Origin of the sequence: Nocardia sp. NPDC051787 (assembly GCF_040681325.1) — a bacterium.
Taxonomy (GTDB): domain Bacteria; phylum Actinomycetota; class Actinomycetes; order Mycobacteriales; family Mycobacteriaceae; genus Nocardia.
Map to the genome: position 1 here is coordinate 335,625 of NZ_JBFAYO010000002.1, position 23,561 is coordinate 359,185.

The 23,561-nt window shown below is 68.4% G+C and carries 24 protein-coding genes and 1 pseudogene; 13 read left to right on the forward strand and 12 right to left on the reverse strand.

Annotation, left to right across the window (positions count from 1 at the left end):
* Positions 1 to 19 precede the first annotated feature (19 nt).
* The 5 genes from sufD to AB0M45_RS03490 form a co-directional block, all read right to left on the reverse strand.
* Positions 20 to 1,231: a Fe-S cluster assembly protein SufD gene (sufD, locus tag AB0M45_RS03470; protein WP_364322435.1), complete on the reverse strand. Its 1,212-nt coding sequence runs from the start codon at positions 1,229 to 1,231 to the stop codon at positions 20 to 22.
* On the reverse strand, positions 1,231 to 2,667 hold the full coding sequence (gene sufB / locus AB0M45_RS03475) for a Fe-S cluster assembly protein SufB (protein WP_364322437.1): 1,437 nt from the start codon (positions 2,665 to 2,667) through the stop codon (positions 1,231 to 1,233). Before sufB ends, sufD begins: the two co-directional genes overlap by 1 nt.
* Entirely contained in the window at positions 2,664 to 3,464 is an 801-nt protein-coding gene (locus tag AB0M45_RS03480; protein ID WP_364322583.1) for a metalloregulator ArsR/SmtB family transcription factor, read from the reverse strand. Before AB0M45_RS03480 ends, sufB begins: the two co-directional genes overlap by 4 nt.
* A gap of 296 nt (positions 3,465 to 3,760) precedes the next feature.
* Complete coding sequence (locus tag AB0M45_RS03485; protein WP_364322439.1) at positions 3,761 to 4,648, reverse strand: alcohol dehydrogenase catalytic domain-containing protein; 888 nt, start codon at positions 4,646 to 4,648, stop codon at positions 3,761 to 3,763.
* A 172-nt stretch (positions 4,649 to 4,820) separates the two neighbouring features.
* On the reverse strand, positions 4,821 to 5,501 hold the full coding sequence (locus AB0M45_RS03490; RefSeq protein ID WP_364322441.1) for a TetR/AcrR family transcriptional regulator: 681 nt from the start codon (positions 5,499 to 5,501) through the stop codon (positions 4,821 to 4,823).
* A gap of 94 nt (positions 5,502 to 5,595) precedes the next feature.
* On the opposite strand from AB0M45_RS03490, the gene mptB reads away from it, so the two are divergent.
* The 7 genes from mptB to AB0M45_RS03525 all read left to right on the forward strand — a co-directional run bounded on the left by mptB (position 5,596) and on the right by AB0M45_RS03525 (position 12,535).
* Positions 5,596 to 7,278, forward strand: a complete 1,683-nt coding sequence (gene mptB / locus AB0M45_RS03495; protein ID WP_364322443.1) for a polyprenol phosphomannose-dependent alpha 1,6 mannosyltransferase MptB — start codon at positions 5,596 to 5,598, stop codon at positions 7,276 to 7,278.
* Between the two features lie 156 nt (positions 7,279 to 7,434).
* Entirely contained in the window at positions 7,435 to 8,361 is a 927-nt protein-coding gene (locus AB0M45_RS03500) for an ABC transporter ATP-binding protein (protein WP_364322585.1), read from the forward strand.
* Positions 8,358 to 9,149: an ABC transporter permease gene (locus AB0M45_RS03505; RefSeq protein WP_364322445.1), complete on the forward strand. Its 792-nt coding sequence runs from the start codon at positions 8,358 to 8,360 to the stop codon at positions 9,147 to 9,149. Before AB0M45_RS03500 ends, AB0M45_RS03505 begins: the two co-directional genes overlap by 4 nt.
* Before the next feature lie 68 nt (positions 9,150 to 9,217).
* Complete coding sequence (locus tag AB0M45_RS03510; RefSeq protein ID WP_364322447.1) at positions 9,218 to 10,186, forward strand: heme A synthase; 969 nt, start codon at positions 9,218 to 9,220, stop codon at positions 10,184 to 10,186.
* A 28-nt stretch (positions 10,187 to 10,214) separates the two neighbouring features.
* Positions 10,215 to 11,198 (forward strand): prolyl aminopeptidase, encoded by a 984-nt coding sequence (gene pip / locus AB0M45_RS03515; protein ID WP_364322449.1) that lies wholly within the window; start codon positions 10,215 to 10,217, stop codon positions 11,196 to 11,198.
* Positions 11,199 to 11,394: 196 nt separating this feature from the next.
* Positions 11,395 to 12,273, forward strand: a complete 879-nt coding sequence (locus AB0M45_RS03520; protein WP_364322451.1) for a universal stress protein — start codon at positions 11,395 to 11,397, stop codon at positions 12,271 to 12,273.
* A gap of 25 nt (positions 12,274 to 12,298) precedes the next feature.
* Positions 12,299 to 12,535, forward strand: coding sequence for a hypothetical protein (locus tag AB0M45_RS03525; protein ID WP_364322453.1), 237 nt, complete (start codon positions 12,299 to 12,301; stop codon positions 12,533 to 12,535).
* Between the two features lie 39 nt (positions 12,536 to 12,574).
* On the opposite strand, the gene AB0M45_RS03530 is transcribed toward AB0M45_RS03525, so the two are convergent.
* Together AB0M45_RS03530 and AB0M45_RS03535 are read right to left on the reverse strand one after the other, a co-directional pair.
* Positions 12,575 to 13,387 carry a HEAT repeat domain-containing protein gene (locus AB0M45_RS03530; RefSeq protein ID WP_364322455.1) on the reverse strand — a complete coding sequence of 271 codons (813 nt, stop codon included), beginning with the start codon at positions 13,385 to 13,387 and terminating at the stop codon, positions 12,575 to 12,577.
* A 280-nt stretch (positions 13,388 to 13,667) separates the two neighbouring features.
* The gene (locus AB0M45_RS03535) at positions 13,668 to 13,979 is read right to left on the reverse strand and encodes a helix-turn-helix domain-containing protein (protein WP_364322457.1); all 312 of its coding nucleotides are present in this window, start codon (positions 13,977 to 13,979) and stop codon (positions 13,668 to 13,670) included.
* Between the two features lie 693 nt (positions 13,980 to 14,672).
* Here AB0M45_RS03535 and AB0M45_RS03540 point away from each other — a divergent pair.
* The 3 genes from AB0M45_RS03540 to AB0M45_RS03550 all read left to right on the forward strand — a co-directional run bounded on the left by AB0M45_RS03540 (position 14,673) and on the right by AB0M45_RS03550 (position 16,523).
* Positions 14,673 to 14,996 (forward strand): hypothetical protein, encoded by a 324-nt coding sequence (locus AB0M45_RS03540; RefSeq protein WP_364322459.1) that lies wholly within the window; start codon positions 14,673 to 14,675, stop codon positions 14,994 to 14,996.
* 269 nt (positions 14,997 to 15,265) lie between these two features.
* Positions 15,266 to 15,682, forward strand: coding sequence for a VOC family protein (locus AB0M45_RS03545; RefSeq protein WP_364322461.1), 417 nt, complete (start codon positions 15,266 to 15,268; stop codon positions 15,680 to 15,682).
* A gap of 268 nt (positions 15,683 to 15,950) precedes the next feature.
* A complete protein-coding gene (locus AB0M45_RS03550; RefSeq protein ID WP_364322463.1) occupies positions 15,951 to 16,523 on the forward strand; it encodes a flavoprotein in 573 nt (190 codons plus the stop codon).
* A gap of 145 nt (positions 16,524 to 16,668) precedes the next feature.
* On the opposite strand, the gene AB0M45_RS03555 is transcribed toward AB0M45_RS03550, so the two are convergent.
* The gene (locus AB0M45_RS03555) at positions 16,669 to 17,463 is read right to left on the reverse strand and encodes a transporter substrate-binding domain-containing protein (RefSeq protein ID WP_364322465.1); all 795 of its coding nucleotides are present in this window, start codon (positions 17,461 to 17,463) and stop codon (positions 16,669 to 16,671) included.
* 3 nt (positions 17,464 to 17,466) lie between these two features.
* Complete coding sequence (locus AB0M45_RS03560) at positions 17,467 to 17,817, reverse strand: hypothetical protein (protein ID WP_364322467.1); 351 nt, start codon at positions 17,815 to 17,817, stop codon at positions 17,467 to 17,469.
* Between the two features lie 61 nt (positions 17,818 to 17,878).
* On the opposite strand from AB0M45_RS03560, the gene AB0M45_RS03565 reads away from it, so the two are divergent.
* Entirely contained in the window at positions 17,879 to 18,844 is a 966-nt protein-coding gene (locus tag AB0M45_RS03565) for a quinone oxidoreductase (protein ID WP_364322469.1), read from the forward strand.
* Positions 18,845 to 19,093: 249 nt separating this feature from the next.
* Here the strand turns inward: AB0M45_RS03565 and AB0M45_RS03570 are convergent, their stop codons facing one another.
* The gene (locus AB0M45_RS03570) at positions 19,094 to 19,618 is read right to left on the reverse strand and encodes a hypothetical protein (protein ID WP_364322471.1); all 525 of its coding nucleotides are present in this window, start codon (positions 19,616 to 19,618) and stop codon (positions 19,094 to 19,096) included.
* A gap of 251 nt (positions 19,619 to 19,869) precedes the next feature.
* On the opposite strand from AB0M45_RS03570, the pseudogene AB0M45_RS03575 reads away from it, so the two are divergent.
* Positions 19,870 to 19,980, forward strand: a pseudogene (locus AB0M45_RS03575) (type I methionyl aminopeptidase); the annotation flags it as partial.
* Between the two features lie 22 nt (positions 19,981 to 20,002).
* Here the strand turns inward: AB0M45_RS03575 and AB0M45_RS03580 are convergent.
* Positions 20,003 to 20,617 (reverse strand): TetR/AcrR family transcriptional regulator, encoded by a 615-nt coding sequence (locus AB0M45_RS03580; protein WP_364322473.1) that lies wholly within the window; start codon positions 20,615 to 20,617, stop codon positions 20,003 to 20,005.
* An 84-nt stretch (positions 20,618 to 20,701) separates the two neighbouring features.
* Here AB0M45_RS03580 and AB0M45_RS03585 point away from each other — a divergent pair, with 84 nt between their 5' ends.
* Positions 20,702 to 22,123 (forward strand): FAD-dependent monooxygenase, encoded by a 1,422-nt coding sequence (locus tag AB0M45_RS03585; protein WP_364322475.1) that lies wholly within the window; start codon positions 20,702 to 20,704, stop codon positions 22,121 to 22,123.
* Here AB0M45_RS03585 and AB0M45_RS03590 read toward each other — a convergent pair.
* Positions 22,116 to 23,105, reverse strand: a complete 990-nt coding sequence (locus AB0M45_RS03590; RefSeq protein WP_364322477.1) for a heme o synthase — start codon at positions 23,103 to 23,105, stop codon at positions 22,116 to 22,118. The two genes, AB0M45_RS03585 and AB0M45_RS03590, sit on opposite strands and share 8 nt — an antisense overlap.
* Positions 23,106 to 23,561 lie beyond the last annotated feature (456 nt).

The window sequence follows — 23,561 nt, forward strand, 5'->3', positions numbered from 1 at the left end:
CGGGGTATGGGGTCGTTGTTCAGGCGCCGATGGCGGCGAGTTCGGCCTCGATGGCCGCCTCCAGCCGCTCCCGGACCTCGGGAACCGCGATCTTCTGGATGATCTCGTGGAAGAACCCACGCACCACCAGACGGCGGGCGGCGTCCTCCGGGATGCCGCGGGCGCGCAGGTAGAACAGCTGCTCGTCATCGAACCGGCCGGTCGCGGACGCGTGTCCCGCGCCGACGATCTCGCCGGTTTCGATTTCCAGGTTCGGCACCGAGTCGGCCCTGGCCCCATCGGTGAGCACCAGGTTGCGGTTCACCTCGAAGGTGTCGGTGCCCTCGGCCGCGGCGCGGATGAGCACGTCGCCCACCCACACGGTGCGGGCATCGCCCTTCGGCCCAGACGCGGAGCTTGCGGAGCGTCCATCGGACAGAGCCGGGTCGCCTTGCAGCGCACCCTTGTACAGCACCCTCGACTTGCAGTTCGGCACCGCGTGGTCGACCAGCAGGCGCTGTTCGAAGTGCTGGCCCGCGTCGGCGAAGTAGAGGCCGAGCAGTTCGGCGTCGCCGCCGGGGCCGTCGTAGCGGACGTTCCCGGTCAGTCGGACCAGGTCGCCGCCGAGGGTGACCGAGGTGTGCCGCAGGGTGGCGTCGCGATCGAGCTTGGCGTGGTGCGCTGTGGTGTGGACGGCGTCGTCAGCCCAGTCCTGAACAGCGACGACGGTCAGCTTGGCGGAGTCGCCGAGCACGAATTCCACGTTCTCCGCGTATGTCCCGCTGCCGCGCTGGTCGATGACCACGGTGGCCTTGGCGAAGCGGTCCAGGCGGATCTGCAGATGACCGTAGGCGGTCTTGCCCTCGCCGGGGCCGGTGATCGTGATGGTCACCGGCTCGCCGACCTCGACCTCTTTGCCGATCGACACGACGGTGGCCTGCTCGAAGCCCGAGTAGGCCTGCGCGGCAACGCGATCCGACGGCACACCGCCCTCGCCCAGCCGGGCGTCGGCACGGTCGACCGTCTCCACCGTCACGCCGTCGGCCGCCGCCACCTCGACGGTCGCGCGGCCGTCACGGACCGCCGTGCCGTCTTGCAGTCCGCGCAGACGGCGCAGCGGCGTGAAGCGCCACGCCTCGTCCTTGGCGGAGGGCACCTCGAAAGCATCCACGTCGAACGAGGTGAACACCTCGCCCTTGTTGACCGCGGGAGTACGAGCCTCGGCCGCTTCGGCAACGTTCTCGATTGCCATCAGCCGACGGCTCCTTCCATCTGCAGTTCGATCAGGCGGTTCAGTTCGAGCGCGTATTCCATCGGCAGTTCCTTGGCGATCGGCTCGACGAAGCCGCGCACCACCATCGCCATCGCCTCGTCCTCGGTGAGGCCGCGGCTCATCAGGTAGAACAGCTGGTCCTCGGAGACCTTGGAGACGGTCGCCTCGTGGCCCATGGTCACGTCGTCCTCGCGGATATCGACGTAGGGGTAGGTGTCGGAGCGGCTGATCGTGTCGACCAGCAGCGCGTCGCACTTCACCGTGGACTTCGAGCCGTGCGCGCCCTTGTTCACCTGCACCAGGCCGCGGTAGGAGGCCCGGCCGCCGCCACGCGCCACCGACTTCGACACGATGGTCGAGGAGGTGTGCGGGGCGAGGTGCAGCATCTTCGCGCCGGTGTCCTGGTGCTGGCCTTCACCGGCGAACGCCACCGACAGGACCTCGCCCTTGGCGTACTCGCCGGTCATCCAGACGGCGGGGTACTTCATGGTGACCTTGGAGCCGATGTTGCCGTCGATCCACTCCATGGTCGCGCCCGCCTCGGCTTTGGCCCGCTTGGTGACCAGGTTGTAGACGTTGTTCGACCAGTTCTGGATGGTGGTGTAGCGGCAGCGGCCGCCCTTCTTCACGATGATCTCCACCACCGCGGAGTGCAGCGAGTCGGACTTGTAGATGGGAGCGGTGCAGCCCTCGACGTAGTGCACGTAGGCGCCCTCGTCGACGATGATCAGCGTCCGCTCGAACTGGCCCATGTTCTCGGTGTTGATCCGGAAGTAGGCCTGCAGCGGGATGTCGACGTGCACGCCAGGCGGCACGTAGATGAACGAGCCGCCCGACCACACCGCGGTGTTCAGCGCGGAGAACTTGTTGTCACCGGCGGGGATCACCGAGCCGAAGTACTGCTGGAAGATCTCCGGGTGCTCCTTGAGACCGGTGTCGGTGTCCAGGAAGATCACGCCCTGGGCCTCGAGGTCCTCGCGGATCTGGTGGTAGACGACCTCGGACTCGTACTGCGCGGCGACACCGGCGACCAGCCGCTGCTTCTCCGCCTCCGGGATGCCGAGCCTGTCGTAGGTGTTCTTGATGTCCTCGGGCAGCTCGTCCCAGGACGCGGCCTGCTTCTCGGTCGAGCGCACGAAGTACTTGATGTTGTCGAAGTCGATGCCCTCGAGATTGGAGCCCCAGATCGGCATCGGCTTGCGATCGAAGATGCGCAGCGCCTTGAGCCGCTGGTCGAGCATCCATTCCGGCTCGTTCTTCTTCGCCGAGATGTCGCGGACAACCGCCTCGGACAGACCTCGTTGCGCACTGGCGCCGGCCACATCCGAATCGGCCCAGCCGTAACCGTATTTACCCAGCGAGGCGATGGTCTCTTCCTGGGTGAGCGGTTGCACCTGGTCGGTGGTCGTCGTCATTCGGCACTCCTTCCGGAGTCGTTCGTTCGTACCGCTGCGGGCTGTGCAGCGGTTTGTGCTGACGTTGTGGTGTGGGCTATCGGTGGCACCACCAGCGGCACGTGCGTGGTGCACGCGCAGTCGCCGTTGGCGATCGTCGCCAGCCGCTGCACGTGTGTGCCGAGCAACTCACGGAACGCCTCGAGTTCGGCCGCGCACAACTGCGGGAACTTCTCGGCGACGTGCGAGACCGGGCAGTGGTGCTGGCAGATCTGCACGCCCGCGCCCACCTTGCGGGTGGTGGCGGCGAAACCGGCGTCGGTGAACGCTTCGGCGATCTCCTCGGCCTTGGCCTCGGTCTGCTCCGGAGTGTGCTCCGCGACCGGTTCGATCCCGGCCACGATAGTGCGTGCCCGTTGGCGGGCGAACTCGGTGATGGCCTGATCGCCGCCGATCTTGCCGAGCTGCCGCATCGCGGCTCCGGCCAGATCGTCGTAGGCGTGGCCCAGTTTGCCTCGTCCCGCCGCGGTGAGCTGGTATTGCTTGGCCGGGCGACCGCGGCCCTTCTGCTGCCACGGCGCCGATCGGCCGGCTCGTGCCTGACCGGACTCGATCAGGGCGTCCAAGTGCCTGCGCACGCCCGCCGGGGCCAGGCCCAGCCTGCTCCCGATGGCGGTCGCGGTGATCGGCCCTTCCTCCAGCAGCAACTGGACGATGGCCGCACGGGTATGTCCCTCGCCGCCGACCGTCGCGGGCGCAGCGACCGACCCGGCGTCGGCCCTGCGACCGGCTCCTGCGTCGTCTCTCCGCAAACCCACGGTTTTCACAACATCAGTGTGGCGGAATTCGTTCCCGAAATCTAATAAGGGTCCCCTGAGTTATCGACCCCAGTGACCTGCGCGAATTACATGGCGCCGAGCGTTCACTCAGGACGGTCACCCACCCGCCGCCTCCGCCCGCCATCCCCGGGCCGACCTGCGGATAAGCACCGTTGAATGAACCGGTCGGCGACCGCTCACCCATCGAATGCCCGTCATCACTCCTGGCGAACACGCCCGGCCTGACGGTCAGAGCGGTGATGAGCTCATGGAGTGCGATTGGTCACAAGCGGCATTCACCGCACGGCGACCAGCTTCATCGGCGTCTCCAGTAGCGCGTCCACGGCCTCGTCCCACGCGGCCGTGGCGGTCGTGACGAGCGCCGGATCGAAGCGGCCCGCGGCGACCAGCTCGAGGACCGCGGGAATGACCGGACGGACGTGCGCGCGGCCGGTGTGGAAGGTGCAGCAGCGGGTGTACATATCGAGGATCGGCAGCGCGACATCCTGCAGCTGGACGCTGACGCTGGTGCACCAGCCGTCGTAGGCGGTGGCGTCGATCGCGGCGCGCAGCGCCTTCGGCCCGCCCGCCGCCTCCACGATGATCGGGAACCGGCCGACACGGGCATCCTGCGGACCCTCGATCGAGTCGGCTCCGAGCGACTTCGCGATCTCCAACCGCTCAGCGGAGTCATCGAGATAGACAACGCGAGCGGAGCCGAGGGCTGCCGCGAGCCCGGCGGCGTACAGGCCGATCGATGGGGCGGCGGGTCCGCCGATCACCAGGACTTCGGCACCCGGATCGGCGGCGAGTTGCGGCCCGACGGAGCGATAGGCGTCCGGGATGTTGTCGCTGGCGCTGGCCACGGCGGCCGGGTCGACGCCGGACGGCAGCGGGACGAGCATGGCGTCGGCGTGCGGCACCAAGGCGAGGTCGGCCCACAATCCGCCCCAGTCCAGCCCGCCAAGGGGACCCAGCCCGAAGGTGGACAGCGGCGGATGGCTGCCGCAGTTCCCAGTCCTGCCACGCGCGCATGCCCGGCAATTCCCGCAGGAGATCTGAAAGGGCACGACCACCAGATCGCCCACGGTGACGCTGCGGACTTCCGGACCGGCCGCGACCACTTCGGCGACGCCCTCGTGCCCGAATGGATACGGCCCGGCCAGCGGGAACGCTCCGCGCAAGACGGCGGGGTCGAGGTCGCAGGTGGCCCAGCGCGACCGGCCGCACCAGTGCCTGGCCGGGCTCGCTCAGTTCAGGTTCCGGGTGTTCCTCCCAGCGCATTTCGCCGGGACCGGTGAGCATCAGACGCTTCATCGTCCGAGTGTCGCTAGAACGTTCTTTCTAGTCAAGGAATTACGCCGAATCGCCCTGATCGAGGGGCATTTCCGAAATATTTCCGGCTGCCGCTTGCCCGGCCACCGGACCTGCCCCGGGGACCGACGCATCGCCTGGTGCGAACCCGGCGCCGTTCGCGGCGAACGTCGACCGGATCAGCCGCTCCATGGAATCCGCCACGGTTCGCAGCGGCGCGTCCGATTGCCTGATCCGGGCCAGAATCGTGGCGCCCTCATAGGCGGCGACCACGGTGGTGGCCAACGCCGCGGCTTCTTCCCCACCCAGGCCCAGCTCGGTGAGCAGCCCGGCGAAAGCTCGCTCCATGGTGTCGAAGGCGGTCACGCAGGCCGAGCGCACCGCATCGACGTCGCTGCCGCCATCCAGCGCGGGCGTGCCGATCGGGCACCCGTCGGTCCAGTCCGAGTCCGCAAGCTTGGCGACCATGAATTCGAACAGCGTCGTCATGGTGGCGAACACGTCGTTCGGAGCCTGCCGGATCATCCGGCCGGTCAACACCCCGGTACCGGTGATCGCGGCGACCGCGATCTCCTCCTTGCCGCCCGGGAAGTGGTGGTAGATCGAGCCGTACGGCAGTTCGGCCGCCTCGCTCAACGCTTTCAGCCCGAACCCGTGATACCCGTGCCGCGCCAGCAGCCCGCACGCGGCGACCTCGATCCGCCGCCTGGACTCCGAAACCATGCGTCGATTGTGCCCCGCGGACGGGAGGGGTCCGATCGGAACGACCGGTGCCCGTTCGCGGTGGGCGACCGCCGCCCGAACTAGGCTTCGTCTCGTGGCGGTACTGGAGGGCGCGCGGCGTAGGACACTGGCGTTCGGGCGCCGGGCACTCGGACTCGATGTGCCCACGCCCGATCACACGATCGCGGTGCTGCATCGTGACGAATCGGAAGTGCCCGGACTCGACCGCAAAGAGCTGGCGCAGCTGGAGCGGATCCGCCTGATGGGCGCGACGGGCACGGTGCTGATGGCGATCAGCGCGCTCGGCATCGGCGCGCAGCCGGTGCATCAGAACCCGACCTCCGGCGTTCGCGTGCTCGGCATCTTCGCCCGTGCGCACACCGGCTCGCTGGCCATGTGCATGACCGGCACCGTCGTGGTGGTGCTGGCCTGGCTGCTGCTGGGCCGGTTCGCGGTGGGCGGCATCGGCGGCTCCCCCATCCACCGGCTGACCCGCTCGCAGCTGGACCGCACGCTGTTGCTGTGGATCATCCCACTCAGCGTGGCGCCGCCGCTGTTCAGCAACGACGTGTACTCCTATCTGGCGCAGAGCGAGATCGCCGCGCGCGGCATCGATCCCTATGAGGAGGGGCCGGTCGCGGGGCTGGGCATCGACAACGTCCTCACCAACAACGTTCCGACCATTTGGCGCGATACTCCCGCGCCGTACGGTCCGCTGTTCCTGTGGATCGGTCGCGGAATCGCCGAACTCACCGGCGACAACATCATCGCGGGCGTCTGGGTGCACCGGATGCTGGCCCTGGGTGGCGTCGCGCTGATCGTCTGGGCGCTGCCGCGGCTGTCGGTGCGCTGCGGCGTCGCGCCGGTGAGCGCGCTGTGGCTCGGCGCGGCCAACCCGCTGGTGCTGTTCCACCTGGTGGGCGGCGTGCACAACGACGCGCTGATGCTCGGGTTGATGCTCGCGGGCCTCGAGTTCTGCCTGCGCGCCATCGAGGACACCCACCCGTTCGACGGCCGGGCCTACGCGTGGCTGATCAGCGGGGCGATCATCATCACGCTCTCGTCGACGATCAAGTTCACTTCGATCATCGTGCTCGGGTTCGTCGGGATGGCGCTGGCGCGGCGGTGGGGCGCTTCGCTGCGCTCGGTCGCCGTCGCGGCCGCCATGCTCGGCGCGATCGCCATCGGCACAACGCTGTTCATCAGTTCGGTCAGCGGGCTCGGATTCGGCTGGATCTACACGCTGAACACCGCGAACGCGGTGCGCAGCTGGATGTCGCTGCCAACCGCGCTCGGCATCATCACCGGATTCGGCGGTGTGCTGCTGGGGCTGGGCGATCACACCACCGCGCTGCTGAGCATCACCCGGCCGATCGCGGCGGTGGTCGCGGGCTTCTTCACGGTGCGCATGCTGGTGGCCACCGGCACCGGGCGGCTGCACGCGGTGGGCGCGCTCGGCGTGGCGCTGGGCGCGATCGTGCTGCTGTTCCCGGTGGTGCAGCCGTGGTATCTGCTGTGGGCGATCGTGCCGATGGCCGCGTGGGCCACCCGGCCGGTGTTCCGCGTTCCTGCGGTGGTCTTCTCGGCGGTTGTGAGCGTGATCCTGATGCCGCGCGGCGCCAACCTCGAGGTCTTCCAGATCGTGGGTGCCGCCATCGCCACCGTGATCGTCGGAGTGCTGTTCATCGTGATCACGCGCAACGCGCTGCCCTGGCGTGGGCAGACGGGGGTGTCGGCTCCGTCACAGGTGCCCACCTCTTACGGTGTGAGATCGTGACCGAGCGCAGCGAGGGAACCATCAACACAGCACCAGCGGGCACGACGCAGCCGAGCGCCAGCGAGGCGGAGTCGTGACCGAGCGCAGCGAGGGAACCATCAACACAGCACCAGCGGGCGCGAGGCAGCCGAGCGCCAGCGAGGCGAAGTCGTGACAGTGACTTCCGGACCTGCCGTCAGCGTCGGCGATGTCGTCAAGCGTTACGGCGAGACAACGGCGGTGGACGGCCTGACGTTCGACGTCGAACCGGCGCAGGTGCTCGCGCTGCTCGGACCGAACGGGGCGGGCAAGACCACGACGGTGGAGATGTGCGAGGGGTTCGCCGCCCCGGACGCGGGTTCGGTGCGAGTGCTCGGCCTGGACCCGGTCACCGATTCCGAACGGCTTCGTCCCCGTATCGGCGTCATGCTCCAAGGCGGCGGCGCGTATCCGGGTGCGCGAGCGGGCGAAATGCTCGACTTGGTGGCCGCCTACTCCGCCGATCCGCTCGATCCCGACTGGCTGCTGCGCACGCTGGGTCTCCAGGACAACCGGCGCACGCCCTACCGTCGCCTCTCCGGCGGCCAGCAGCAGCGCCTCGCGCTGGCCTGCGCCCTGGTGGGCAAGCCGGAGATCGTCTTCTTGGACGAGCCGACCGCGGGTCTGGACGCCCAGGCCAGGCTGATGGTCTGGGAACTGATCGACGCCCTGCGCCGCGACGGGGTGACCGTCGTGCTCACCACGCACATGATGGACGAGGCCGAGCAGCTCGCCGACCAGCTGGTGATCATCGACCACGGCCGCATCGTCGCCTCCGGCACTCCGGCCGAGGTCACCGCCCATGGCGCGGCCGGGCAGCTGCGGTTCTGCGCGCCGGCCAAACTGAACTTGGAGTTGTTGCAGGCGGCGCTGCCGGAAGGCTTCGCGCCCAGGGAGACCGCGCCGGGGACGTATCTGGTGGAGGGCGAGATCACTCCGCAGGTGCTCGCGACCGTCACCGCGTGGTGCGCGCGAATGAACGTGCTGGCCACCGACATCCGGATCGATCAGCGCCGTCTCGAAGACGTCTTCCTGGAACTGACCGGACGGGATTTGCGCGGATGAGCACACACGATTCGACCGCCAACCGCTTCGCGCCGGGCACCTTCGCCCCCGCCCCGCGCCCGAGTTCCCGCGCCGCGATGATGTTCGCGCAGACCCGGCTCGAGCTGATCCTGTTGCTGCGCAACGGCGAACAGCTGCTGCTGACCATGTTCATCCCGATCACGCTGCTGGTCGGTCTGAGCCTGCTGCCGTTCGGCGACCTGGGCACCCACCGGGTGGACACGATCGTGCCCGCGGTGATGATGGTGGCCGTGATGTCCACCGCGTTCACCGGTCAGGCCATCGCGGTCGGCTTCGACCGCCGCTACGGCGCGCTCAAGCGGCTCGGCGCGACGGCGTTGCCGCGCTGGGGCGTCATCGCGGGCAAGAGCGCGGCGGTGCTCATCGTCGTGGTGCTGCAAGCGGTCCTGCTCGGCCTGATCGGCGTCGCGCTGGGCTGGCGACCCGCACCCGTCGGGTTGCTGCTGGGCGCCGCTGTGATCGCGCTCGGCACCGCCACCTTCGCGGCGATGGGGCTGCTGCTCGGCGGCACGCTCAAGGCAGAGGTGGTTCTCGCGCTGGCGAACATCCTGTGGTTCGTCATGCTCGGCATCGCCAGCATCGTGTTCGCCCGCGACGACCTGCCGACCGCGGTGAGCGTGCTGGCCCGGCTGGTGCCCTCGGGCGCGCTGGCGGTCGCTTTGGAGGACGCGATGCGCAACAGCCTCGATTGGTTCGGCCTGGCCGTGCTCGCGGTGTGGGGCGCGGTGGCCGGCGTCCTCGCGACCCGGCTGTTCCGCTTCCACTGAGCCAGCCAACGACCGAATGTAGTAGACCGGGTGCGGTGGCCGGATCCGGCCGGGCTACCATTTTCGACGTGCTGTATCGCGCGTTCCTGCGACTCGTCGACAAGCTGCCGCTGCCCTCGCTGCGGGCGCAGCGCCTCATCGCGGTCGCGGTGATCCTCTCCCAGGCGGGCATCTCGGTCACCGGCGCCGTCGTGCGGGTCACCGCGTCCGGTCTCGGTTGCCCCACCTGGCCGCAGTGCTTCCCCGGCAGCTTCACGCCGGTCGCGGTGTCGGAGGTTCCGGCGATCCACCAGGCCGTCGAGTTCTCCAATCGGCTGCTCACCTTCGTCGTCTCGCTGTGCGCCGGGCTGGTCGTCCTCGCGGTGACCCGGGCGCGACGGCGCCGCGAAGTGCTGGTGTACGCCTGGCTGATGCCCGGCGGCACGGTCGTGCAGGCGATCATCGGCGGTATCACGGTGCGCACCGGACTGCTGTGGTGGACCGTCGCGACGCACCTGCTCGCGTCCATGGTGATGGTCTGGCTCGCGGTGGTGCTGTACGCGAAGATCGGCGAACCCGACGACGGCATCGACACCGTCCAGGCGCCGGCACCGCTGCGCTGGCTGACCGCGCTCACCGGCGTCGCGCTCGGCGCCGTCTTGATCGCGGGCACCCTGGTGACCGCGGCGGGTCCGCACGCGGGCGACAAGAGCATCGAGCGGCCCGTCGAGCGGCTGGAGGTCGAGATCGTCACGCTGGTGCACCTGCACTCGCAACTGCTGGTCGGGTATCTCGCACTGCTGATCGGCCTGGCCTTCGGCCTCTTCGCCGTCGGCATCACGCCCGCGGTGCGCACCCGGCTGTTGGTCCTGCTCGGACTGGTCTGCTCGCAGGCGCTGGTCGGCGTCGTGCAGTACTTCACCGATGTGCCCGCGGCGCTGGTCGTCGTGCACGTGGGCGGGGCCGCGGCCTGCACCGCCGGTACCGCGGCGCTCTCGGCCTCGCTGCGCATCAGGGAGCGGGTCGGCGCACCGGCCCCCGCGGCGCAGGCGGCCTGAGCGACGTCCGCGGGTACCGTGGTCGTCCATGTCCACGCCTGACCCGGAAGCCGAAGCACCCCAGCCGTTTCCCGACCTCGACCCGTACGCCCACGGGTTGCTCGACGTCGGGGACGGCCAGCGGATCTACTGGGAGACCAGCGGTAATCCGACCGGCAAACCAGCACTGGTCGTGCACGGCGGCCCCGGCGGCGGCGGACGGCGGGGCGCGCGGAAGTCGTTCGACCCACAGGTCTACCGGATCGTCCTGTTCGATCAGCGCGGGTGTGGGGAGAGCCTGCCGAACGCCTCCGACCCCGCGGTCGACATGGCACACAACACCACCGACCACCTGATCGCCGACATGGAACGGTTGCGCGAGCACCTCGGCGTCGATCGGTGGCTGCTATACGGCGGTTCCTGGGGGTCGACGTTGATCCTCGCCTACTCCCAGCGCTACCCGGAGCGGGTCAGCGAGATCGTGCTCGTCGCAGTCACGATGACCAGACCCGAAGAGATCGACTGGCTCTATCGCGGCGTCGCGCGGCTGCTGCCCGAGCAGTGGGACACCTTCCGCGCCGGCGTTCCCCTCGCCGAGCGCGACGGCGACCTCGTCGAGGCTTATCGCAAGCTGATGGAAAGCCCCGGCGCGGCGACGCGGGAACTGGCGGCGCGGCGCTGGTGCGCCTGGGAAGACGCGGTGATCGCCCACGAAAACCTCGGCACCCCAGGGCAATACAGTGCCAAGCCGGACGCGGCGCAACTGGCGTTCGTGCGGATCTGCACGCATTATTTCGCCAACGCCGCCTGGCTGGAGGACGGGCAATTACTGCGCGATGCGCACCGGCTCGCGGGCATCCCCGGCGTGCTGATCCACGGCAGGCTCGACCTGAGCGGTCCGCTGTACACGGCCTGGCAACTAGCGCAGGCGTGGCCCGATGCCGAACTACAGGTCATCGAGAATTCCGGGCACACCGGCAGCCCGGCCATGCGCACCGCCATCCTGTGCGCCATCGACCGGTTCGCCCGCTAGGGTCCGGACTGCCCCACGGGCCGGGTCACCCACGTCGGCGCCGGTTACCAGGAAGCAACCCAGCCCGCATCGCAGATGTGGTACCCCAATGAAGGGTCTTAGGTCCCTGTCATCGAGGCCCGGCGACCCCGTTCGGCGCGGGGGGTCGGCTGCAACTGTGAAGTCAACCACGTCGCAGCGATCAACCGGAGAACAGATGAGCACGCTCGCCGATCGCCAGTCGATCGTCGTCGGAATCGACGGCACCGCCACCGCGCTGGCGGCAGCCCGCTGGGCGGGTGCCATCGCGAATCGCCTGCACGCCCCACTTGTACTGCTCGGTGTCGCTCCCACCCTCGACTACCCGCTGACCTCGTCGTCTGCGATCAATCTGCTGCCCGAACTCCGGGCCGCGGCGAAGAACAAGCTCGACGAGGCGTTCGAGGCCGTGCGCGCCGATCAGCCGCGGGTGGAAATCCGCCAGTTCGTCGAAGACGGCATGCCCGCACGCAAGCTGATCGAGCACAGCGCCGTCGCACGCATGATCGTCGTCGCGGCGAACTTCAGCGACCGGCTCACCACAATGCTCCTTGGATCCACCACCCTGACGGTCGCGAACAAGGCGGCCTGCCCGGTGGCGGTGTGGCGTGGCAGCACCGGCCAGCCACTGCCGGACGGGCGGCCCGTGCTGGTCGGCGTCGACGGCAGCCTCGCAGGCACCGCGGCGGTCGGCGAGGCGTTCGAGCTGGCGTCGGCGCTGGATGTCGAGGTGATCGCGTTGCACGCCTGGAACGACCCCGACCTGTTGCAGTGGACCCCGGTGCCCGACGCCTGGGAGACGCTGGCCCAGCAGGAGGAGGAACTGCTATCCGAGCGCATGGCCGGGTGGAGCGAGAAGTACCCGGACGTCACCGTGACCAAAGTGGTCCAGAAGAACACGCCCGCGCAGGCGCTGCTCGAATACGCCGAGAGCACGCAATTGGTGCTGACCGGCAGCCGCGGGCACAACCGCCTCACCGGACTCCTGGTCGGGTCGACCAGCCAGAATCTCCTGCACCACGCCCCGAACCCGGTTGTCATCTGCCGTGAACGCTGAGACCGCGAGCAGGAGCCTTGACCGCATGCCCCACGAACCATCTCCCGACGACCGCGACACGGAGCTCGCTCCACTGGCGCCGATCGCACTGGTACTGGGCCTGGTGATGATCGTCACGGGCCTGCTCGCCGTGATCGAAATCCCCCGATGGGCAGTGGATTACGGCATCTTGGCGGTGGCCGCGTGTTTCCTCTACCTCGGCGTCGCGGCGTGGTTGGTGTACTGGGGTGTGGGGCAGCTGCGGAATCGCTCCAGCAATTGATCCCGGAACCGCTCGCGGTTCGCGGAGCAATCGCTGGCTTCACCGACCGTCGCTCGCTTCACGGACCGCCTCTACCGCCTCCCGGACGTCAGGGTGCGGATCGTCGGCGAGACCGTCCAGCAGCTCAGCGACCCCAGGGGTGGACCATCCCGCGACCGCCCACACCAACTCCTCCCGCACGCTGGGGTGCGGATGGGCAGCGAGGCGGGCGAGCTGAGCAAGCGGCCCCCGTCGACGCATACCGAACCAGTGCAGCGCCTTCTGCAGCACGGCTGGGTCTCCGGGATCGCCGGCTGCCATGATGCTGGCGAGCAGTGCTCTGGCGGATGGCGGCGGACCGTCCAGCGGATGCGGCAAGCGCTCCCGCATCCGCCGCGCCCCGTACCCTCCGCGCACCCGGCATCCGAAGCAGGTGCAGGGACGGACGCCGTGCGCGTCCGGCTGGTACCGCCAGCCGACAACCTGTGGCGCCGGGCGGATTCGGTGCACTTCACGCGGCCGGATCGCCCGAGGTACGAATACCTCCCACCCCCGCGGGTCGTCCAGTGCGGCGATCCGCCGGACCGCCTCGGCGGCCTCGACGGTGGGCTGGGCGCCGCCTGCCCGATCTGCATAGCGCCCGACCAGCACGTGCTGGTCGTCGTCCAGCCGCACGTGGACGGCCACAAGCCCGCCCCGGCTACCGAAGCGGGCCAGTTCACGCAGCCATTGGTGGGTGAGGGTGTACGACTGCAGCACCGGGAAGCAGTACACCCCCCGCACACCGCCTTGACCGCGGCTGGCCGCCCGTATCCCTGACCGTTGGATGCGCGGCGCGTTCGCGGCCGATGTCAAGTGCACGAACATCGCCATGAACTGGCATGTTAGGTGACCGATCGCACCGTTGCGACCAGCCTGGCTGCACAACACCGTCATTCACGAACAACGACCACAACCCGAGGCAAGCGAGCGAAGCGCGTTACCGACATCGCGCATCGGGCCCCTGACGACCGCATCGAGATCAAGCACCCCCGACGATGCGGCCCCTGGTTTGGCCGACTATATGCGCTCGCCGATGCGGCACATGGGGTTTCGGCCGTCGCGCCGACGCCAAAGCGATAGCGGGCCGACGGGGTGCTCATGCTCGATCTGTTCAGCCCATTCGACCCCGGTGTGCCCGAAGCAGCCGTGCTTGCAGCGCCAAATACAGCAGCGCCGCGTCGGCTGGCACTGCGAACACTGAACCGGTGAGCCGCTCGATCCGCTCGAGACGGTGTAACACCGTGTTGCGGTGCAGGTGAAGGCGCTCTCCGACCAACGACGTCGAGCCGCCGAGCTCGTACCAGGCCAGGGCGGTCTGTACGAGAGCGTCGGCGTCGGCGGGGTGGAGTCCGTCGAATGCGGCAAGCGCATCCGAGAGGACGTCTGCGGCGAGTACGGGGTGGGCCGCGATCAAGGCACGCACCGGCGATGAGGCATACGTGTGGATTCCGGTGTCCGCCGCGCTCAGACACCGGAACGCGAGACGCGCCTGGTCGAGCGCGGCAGGTGCGGCTGCGAGGTCGGTGAACGGTTTGCTGGCACCGGCCCGCGCCCTCGCTGTGCGTACCGCGCGGTCGAGCGTGACCGCGGAGTCTGCGGCGCGCCAGGGTTACCCGGTCGTCGGCGAGAAGGGTCCGGACGGTCGTCACTCCGACCGCGGCGGGGCGAATGTCGCCGACCAGGACGACGAACGTGCCTCGGGCGGGCAGGCGCATCCTTCTGCGCAAGTCCTCGCGCTGCGTCGGTGGGAGATCGGGATCGAGCAGTGCCCGCAACAATCGTTGATCGGGTTGTTCGCCCCCCGCGACGACTATGCGCCGGTAGGCGTCGGCCGCCGCGACGGAGTACTCGTCGACGGTGGCCCACATAAGCGTCGACAGCCGGGGCAGCGCGGGGCGGTCGTCATGTTCAGCGCGTTCGACGATGACCTCCCAGAACGCCAATCCCGCGACGCGGAAGGCGTGCAGCAAACTGTCCAGCGGGATTCCGCGCTCGGCCTTGAGACGTCCAGCTCGGCGAGCAGGCTCGAGCGAGTACGGGCTGTCGGCGATGGCGTCCAGGAGTCGACCGGCTCGCACCGGACGTACGCACGCTCGGCGAGATCGAAACCTACGGAATGCTGCACCTACAGGCCGCACTGGTCAGCGCTGCGCTTGGCCAGGACCCGACTGATCACCTCGACAAAGCCGACCGGCAAGTCGCCCGGCTCGAGCAGGCAGGCCCGGACACAGCCCTGCTGCGCAACCCGACCTTCGACGCGGCAAACGTAACGCTATGGCGGATGTCGGCGGCAATGGAACGACGCGACCCTGGTCAAGTGCTCGAACTCGCACCGACACTCGACCCGGAAAGTATTGCCGCCGAAGGTCGCCGAGCCCAATACTTCGTCGAAATCGGCCGCGCACACGCCCTACGCCGCGACTACCGCAGCTCCCTGTAGGCACTGCTGCGCGCCGAACACATCGCACCCCAGCAAGTCCGGGGAATGACCCATGTCCGTGAACTGGTCGGCCACATGATGCGCTCGGCACGCCGCGACCTGACCACCGGCGACCTCGGCCGACTCGCCAAACGCATCGGCGCGGTCCCGGCATGAACCGCAGCGCTCCGGCGTCGCGACAGATGCGCGAGATTGCCAGCGGCCGAGTGACAAGACTTCGCGGTCAGGTCACCTGAGGAGAACCGGACAATCATGACAGTATCTTGACCATGCCGATCGCCACCAGTTCGTTCGACCATGTCCGCTTGACAGTGACCGACATCGACAGGTCGCGGGCCTTCTATGACGCCGTCTTCGGGTGGCCGATCGCTTGGGAGTGTCCCGCGGACGCAGACGAAGCCACACGTGAGCGGTTCGGCTTCCTCTTCGGCGGCGTGATCTACCAGATGGGTGATGCACTGCTCGGGCTTCGCCCGGTCGCCAGCGACGAGTTCGACGAAGACCGAGTCGGACTCGACCACCTCGCCTTCGCCCTTGCCACACGGTCAGAGCTCGATTCGGCGGCCGCCTTGCTCGACGAACTCAGCATCGCTCACGCCGGCGTGAAAGACCTCGGTCCCATGTACATCCTGGAATTCCGCGATCCGGACAACATCGCGCTGGAACTGGTCGTACGCAAGCGCTGATCGCCTTGTGCATGCGCGGGACCGCAGGCGCCGCATCATCGCTGCCACTTGAAACGCGTTTACCGCATCCATCACCCCGGACAAGCCCGACCGATCACGCCAAACCCGGGCCGCCTGGATCGGCCTCGTCGACGGGTCTGGCAAAGATCTCGGCGCCGGTGCTTCGCGCGATCACGACCCGTGACCATGTAGGCCGCGACAGCGGAGGGACGATGGCTCGAAGCGGAAACCATCTGGCGTCGGAAACCTGGCGTGACACGATGATCGCATGGACGCCAACGGAAATCCCGTGCTGTACGCCCTCGTGACCGGCTCCCCCGCTGCCCGCGATGTCGGCAAGCTTGTCACGGTGGCGCAGGAGGATGGGTGGGAGGTCTGCGTGATCGCCTCACCGTCGGGGACCCGGTTCATCGACGTCGACGCGCTCGCCGCACAGACCGGTTACCCCGTGCGTAGTGAGTACAAGGAGCCCGGCACGCCGGATGTCCTGCCACCTCCGGACGGCATGATCGCCGCTCCGGTGACCGGCAATTCCGTCGCGAAGTGGGCCGCCGGTATCTCCGACACGCTGCCGCTCGGGCTGCTGGTCGAAGGGCTGGGCAAGGGGCTGCCGATCGTGGCGGTGCCGTATTCCAACAACGCGCAGATGAGCTTTCCCGCGATCCAGGAGGGGATGCGCAAGCTGTCCGAGTGGGGCGTCACCGTAGTAATGGACGAGGGCGAGCCGCATGAGCCGGGCACCGGAGATTCGCTTCTCCCCCAGTTCCCGTGGCATTCGGCTTGGCGGGCGTTACTGGCGCATCCACGCCGCACAGATGTGGAACGCCCGGCGTCCAACTGAGGCCGCTCCAGCCCGCGGGCTGCGGAAGTGTCGGACTGCTTCGGACGCCACTGCCATATCCCCAGGTCCGTGGACACACGGTCGAATGAGGCCTCCCAGCGAGCAACAGAATGCCGTGTGGGACAGCGAATTACAGTCGATGCGGTCAGCCGACGGAAGCGTTCGGACCGATCCATTGATCGAACAGCCGGTCCACCTCACCGGTCGCGAGTTGGGTCGCCAGATAGGCATTGAGCGCGGTAGCCAGGACCGCGTCGTTCTTCCGCACCAGCAGCACCTTGCCGAACGAGTCGAACGGCGCTTCCGGATGCAGTACCTGGAGGTCTGGGTGCTGGCGGACGCGGTAGCGGCCCTCCACGGCGTCGGTGACGAACACGTCGGCGCGGCCCTGTTCGATCTCGCTGAAGATCGTCAGGTTGTCCGGCCACAAGGTGAGCTGCGCCTCGGGGAAGTTCTTGCGCGCGAATTCCTCGTTCGTTCCTCCGCGGTTCGCGATGACCCGGACGCCGGGGCGGTTGATCTCCTCGATGGTCGAGTAGGCGGCGCCGTTCGATCGGCGGGTGATCGGGGTCTTGCCGTCGGTGCCGTAGGTGATCGAGAAGTCGGCGAACACGCGGCGGGAAGGCTGGTCGGAGATGCCTCCGACGGCGATATCGCAGTTCCGCTCGGTGAAATCGGATTTGAGGGTCGCCCACGTCACGGGCACGAATTCGATCGGGCGGCCGAGCGCTGCGGCGAATCCGCGGGCGAGATCGACGTCCACGCCGCGGTAGCCACCGTCGGCGACCGAGTACGGCGGATAGTCGCCCGGCGTGCAGGCGCGCAAGGCATTGGACGTGTCCTGCGCCGCCGCCGGAATCGCCACTGCGACAAGGGCTGCGCACCCGGCGGCCAACACCGCGCCGATGCGGCTCGACAGCCGCGTCATCCGGCTACGCACCGATCACTTCTCGTTGCGCGCCTTGGGGAAACGGGTCTGCTTGGCGACCCAGCCCGCCATCTTGGCCCAATGGCCCTTGCGCGGGGTGACGATCGAGGTGAGCTCGCGATCCCATTCGTCGGTCTCGGTGAGGCCGTCGATGGTGGCGACCAGCTCCTTGGCGGCGTCCAGGTCGGGGACGACGCGGTCGCCGAGGACGCCGTCGGCGCCGACCAGGGTGAGCCGGACGCCGGTGCGCCCGATCGGCTGGAGCACGGCCGTGGCGGAGCCACCGTGATCAGCGACGAATCCCTTGACGGACTCCACGAGGGCACCCGACAGCTTCGTCGGGGGCGTGGCGGTTTCAGCACTCATGGCAGGCAGTTTACCGACCGGTAGGATGCGGTCCAGCCCCTTGGGTGTACAACTGGATCTCATGCGTGCCATTCAGGTTTTCGAACACGGTGGTCCCGAGGTTCTGAGGTACGTGGAGGTGCCCGATCCGCAGGTGGGGCCGGACCAGTTGCTGGTCGACACGCAGGCGATCGGTGTCAACTTCATCGACACCTACATCCGCACCGGGCGCTATCCACAGGATGTCCCCTACATTCCGGGAGCTGAGGGCACCGGCGTCGTCGCCGAGGTCGGCGCGAATGTCACCGAGTTCTCGGTCGGCGACCGGGTCGCCTGGGCAGCCGCGCCGGGCAGCTACGCACCCAAGGTCGCGGTGAACGCCGCCGTCGCCATCGCGGTGCCGGACGGTGTCGAGCCGCCGGTGGCCGCGTCGGCGCTGTTGCAGGGCATGACCGCGCACTACCTCATCGAATCCATCTACAAACCGGAGCCCGGGGAGACCGTGCTGGTGCACGCGGGCGCGGGTGGTGTCGGGTTGATCCTGACCCAGCTCCTCACCACGCGCGGCGTGCGCGTGCTCACAACTGTGTCCTCCGACGACAAGGAGACCCTGTCCCGTGCGGCGGGCGCGGCCGAGGTGCTGCGCTACGGCGACGAGCTCGCCCACCAAGTGCGCAAACTCACCGACGGAGTCGGCGTGGCCGCGGTCTACGACGGCGTCGGCGCGGCGACCTTCGTATCCAGCCTGGCGTCGCTGCGCGTGCGCGGCATGCTAGCGCTGTTCGGCGGCGCGAGCGGGCCGGTGCCGCCGTTCGACCTGCAGCGACTCAGCACGGCCGGTTCGCTGTTCGTCACCCGCCCCACCCTCGCGCATTACACCCGCGACCGCGCCGAACTCGCCTGGCGCGCGGGCGATGTGCTCGACGCCATCGCCAACGGCACATTGAATATCCGGATCGGCGCGACCTACCCGCTGGCCGACGCCGAGCAGGCCCACCGCGACCTGGAAGGCCGCAAGACCACGGGCTCCATCGTCCTTCTTCCGTGAACCCGAGCAGGGGGCGACTGGACGGGTGGCCCACCGTCAGGTGTCTTCCACGCCCGGGCGATGATTCTCCGAGTCGCCGCAACCGAACAGTCTCGTAGGTGGAGCCATACTGCGCGGTATGAAGAAGCCGCTCAGCCGGAAACGTCCGCCGCGATGATGCGGAGACATCCCTGACCCAGCCCGAGCACGGATCGGTCGGCGCGGAGAATCGTCCGCGCCGACCGGAGCATTGTCGGGTGAGCTGTCGCGTCACTGGTGGGCGCCGGCGATACCTCCGATGATCCCGCCGATGACACAGCCGGGAAGGGCCCCGACGATCAGGAAGAGGAGGCCGATCAGCGCACCCACGGCGCAACCGATCAACACGCCGGCGACCGTGGTGCCGGCGTCACCGATGAACTGCGGCGCATCCGGCTCCGGTGTCGCCGTGCCGATGGGGGTCAGGGTCAAGGTCGTCGCGGTGGCATCGATGCCGGGCGCCACCCGCACCTCCTGACCCGAGACGCTGCGCACCGTCGTCGGCACCTGGCCGATTACCGAACCGTCCGGCGCCGCCACGGATACCCCGGTGGGTGTCGAGACGAACGAGCCCGAGGTAAGGGTGAGGGTCGCACTGGACCGGTCGGATGCCACCGCGGCCGTGTACGCGACACCCTGGTCGATACCGCTGATTTCCGCACCGGCCACGCCCGCCTCGCCATGGCCGGTCGCGGCCGTGACGCCCAGTGCGACAGCGGAAAGAAGTGCTGTCGCGGCAATTTTCGCAAAGATCATGATGGTTACCTGCAATCACGAGTCGATCCACCGCGGCCCCGAACATAGGCGCCCGGTCGCTGTCATCGAATCGGCAGCACACGCGGGGCGTGGCGAATCGGGATCCAATTGTGCTGCCCTGAACAGGGATTTGGCCCTCCGGCACGTACCCTGATAAACAAACCGGACCTCTCCCATGGTGCGCTCGATCGGATCACAATGGAATACCCCGTTTTCGGGGTGGCCCGGTCAGCGAGTTCCCGCGACACGCCTGTCTCTCAGTGAACGACACTGTGCTGCACGGGCTTCCGTTCGACTACTCGCTGCGCGACAGGGATGCGCTGAGCATCGATCTGGCGGTCGGTATCAATGGCTGGATTGCGCAACGCTGCGTTTCGGCAGAATTCAGGTGGGCTCCGGGATATCGCGCCCGGTCAACCCTCGGTAGACGAAGCGAGTCAGGCCGTCCACCGCCTGTTCGCCGGTCAGCGCGACCGTGCCGTCCTCGACCGCGGCCAGCAGGTTCTGGATGAGCAGGAACATCATCGCCAAGCTGGCGTCGGGGGTGCTCGGCAGCCGTAATCCCTTGTCGGCGAAGCCTGCCACGTGGTCGGCGATGTCGGCGCGCTGCTGGACGCCGAAGCGCGCGACCATACCCGCGAAGTCCTCGTTGACCAGCGCCGCCTGATTCACCGCGCGCAGAACCGGCCCGTGCTCTCGCGCGAAGGTCCAATACCCGGCAACGTGGTAGCGCACGGCCTCCGGATCGCTGAAATCCGGGTTGTGGTCGGGACCTTCGGCGCGCGAGTCACCCGCGGCGGCCAGATCGCTCAGCAGCGCCTGGAGTAGTTCTTCCTTGCTCGCGAAGTGGTTGTAGAACGATCCGGCCGCCCGGCCCGCCTCCATCGTGATGTCGGTGATCTTGGTGTTCAGATAGCCGCGCTCAGCGAACAACCGCAGCGCCGCGGCCTTCAGCGCCTGCTCGGTTTCGGCCGCCTTCTCCTTGCGACTCAGCGACACCCGCCTCACCTCCTTGACAGGGAAACGTACCAACCGCGACACTGAATTAAGTTTCAGTGAATCAAGTTTCATCAGGAGTATGTCGTGTCAGGACTCGTTCTCGTCGTCGGCGCCGGACCCACCGGCCTCACTCTCGCTCTCGACCTCGCCCGCCGGAACATCCCGGTGCGGATCATCGACAAAGCCGCGACGTTCTTCGCGGGCTCCCGCGGCGATGGCATCCAGCCGCGCACGCTGGAGGTTTTCGACGACTTGGACGTACTGGACGCGGTGCTCGCGGCGGGGATGCCGACACCGGTGATGCGCGTGCACCTCGACGGCCAGTTCGTCGCCGAGCGCAGGATGTCCGAGCCGGTCGAGCCCACCCCCGCAGTCCCCTACCCGAACCCGTGGGTGCTCGGCCAGTCCGAGACCGAGGCCATCCTGCGCGATCGGCTCGCCGAGTTCGGCGTGCACGTCGAACTCGGCACCGCGCTGGTCGGCTGCACACAGGACGACGACGGCGTCACCGCGACCCTGGAATGCGACGGGACGCGCGAGAACGTCCGAGCCGCCTACCTGGTCGGCGCGGACGGCGGCAAGAGCACCGTGCGCAAGACGCTGGGCATCCCGTTCGAGGGCAGCACCGACGAGTCGATCCGCATGCTGCTCGGCGATGTGCGCGCCGACGCGCTCGATCACGAGTTCGGCTACTGGTTCGCCGCCGCCGACCAGCCGATGGAGGGAATCGCCTTGTCACCGTTGCCCGGTGGACGCCGGTTCCAGTTCGCCGCGCCACTGACCGGCGACGCGCAGCCGAGCCTCGAACTGCTGCAGGAATACGTGGATCGCTGTTGCTGCCGCAACGACGTCACTCTCACCGACCTCACCTGGGTGACGGTGTGGCGGCCGAACGTCCGTCTGGCGCGACGATTCCGCGATACCCACGTCTTCCTCGCCGGTGACGCCGCGCACGTGCATCCGCCCACCGGCGGCCAGGGCATGAACACCGGCATCCAAGATGCGTACAACCTCGGCTGGAAGCTGGCCGCCGCTCTCGAGGGTGACGACACATTCCTGGACAGCTATGAGACCGAGCGCCGGACGGTGGCCGCCCGGGTGCTCGGGCTGAGTTCCGAACTGCTGGACAAGCTGGTAGACGGCGACGAGGACGCGATGGAGCGTGGACCGGAGACCCAGCAGTTGGACATCAGCTACCGCGATCCAGCCGTGCGCGCGGCGCTGGCCGTTGGTGATCGTGCGCCGGACGCGCCGCTGAAAGATGCCGCAGGACGACCGATGCGGCTGTTCGACCTGTTCCGCGGGCCGCACGCGACGCTGTTGTCGTTCGACGCTCCCGTCGAGGCCGATCCGGGCGTGCCCGCATATGCGGTGGTCCGGCCTGGAACGGCGGTGGCGGGACCGCACGTGGTGGACGTCGACGGGCACGCGTTCAGGGCCTACGCCGCAACCGATGGCTCCCGGGTTCTCGTCCGCCCGGACGGCTACGTGGGCGCGATCAGCTGAAGAAACTGCCTATGGTGTCCCAGCCGAGCACCGAGTCCACCGCGAGACCGCAGAACACCACGGCCAGGTAGTTGTTCGACTGCAGGAACAGCCGTAGCGGCTTCACCGACTCGCCGCGCCGCACGCCCGCGTACAGCTGGTGGGCCATGAGCAGGAACCACGCTCCGGCCACCAGCGCGACGGCCGCATAGATGACACCGGTCGCCGGCACGAGGGCCAGCGTGGTGAGCACGGTCAGCCAGGTGTAGATGACGATCTGCCGGGTGACGGTCCGCTCGGTGGCCACCACCGGCAGCATCGGCACCCCGGCCGCGCGGTAGTCCTCTTTGTAGCGCATGGCCAGCGCCCAGGTGTGCGGCGGCGTCCAGAAGAAGATGACGCCGAACAGCGCGATGGCGGGCCAGCCGATGCCTCCGGTCACCGCCGACCAGCCGACCAGCGCGGGCATGCAGCCCGCCGCGCCGCCCCACACCACGTTCTGCGAGGTGCGGCGCTTGAGGCCCAGCGTGTACACGAAGACGTAGAACAAGATCGTCGCCACCACGAGCAGGCCGCTGAGCAGGTTCGCCTGCCACCACAGCCAGGCGAAGGAGCCGAGGCCGAGTGCGACGCCGAAGACGAAGGCGTTCGACGTCGGCACCGCCTCCCGAGCCAGCGGCCGCTTGGCGGTGCGCTTCATCATCTTGTCTATGTCGGCGTCGGCGACGCAGTTGAGTGTGTTCGCGCTCGCCGCGCCCATCCAGCCGCCGAACAGCGTGGCCAGGATCAGGCGGATGTCGACGGTGCCGCGGTCGGCTAGCAGCATGGTCGGGATGGTGGCGACGAGCAGCAGCTCGATCACCCTCGGCTTGGTCAGCGCGACGTAGGCCAGCACTCGCCGCAGCAGCCGGGACGGTAGGCCGGGACCCGTGAACCGGTCGGCCAGCGCCGTCGCGGAGGAGCCGTGCGCACCATCGCCACCCGGCTGTCGCCCAATCCGCACTGTCTCTCCTCGCACGCTGTGCATCGCATCCGGCATGGACCAGCAGCGCTCGTCCCGCTGGTACGGATGTGCCGCACCGGACCCGCGTCCGCCCCGGCGCCCCCTCCGACCGGTGCGGCGCGACTACTACTACAAAGGATGGTAGACCCCTGCCGCCTCCACCCCTCCCCTCGCCCCCGCGCAACGGCAGGGGAATGTGACCGACCAGACGTGCCATTGCGCGCGCTCGATCGTCCCCCCTTCGAGACGGTCGTACTGCTGAGTATTACGGGTTGGTGTTCACGCGGCTTACGTCCTGGAGGGGAACGCACTTCGATGCGGCTCGGCGACTTCTGCCCGCTCGGAGGAGGCCGCAACGTGAGCGCGAACACGCAGCACGCGAACACGGCACATCCGATACACACCCGCACGCACCATTCCCTCGGCCGACTGGCGTGCAGTCGTTCGATCGACCAG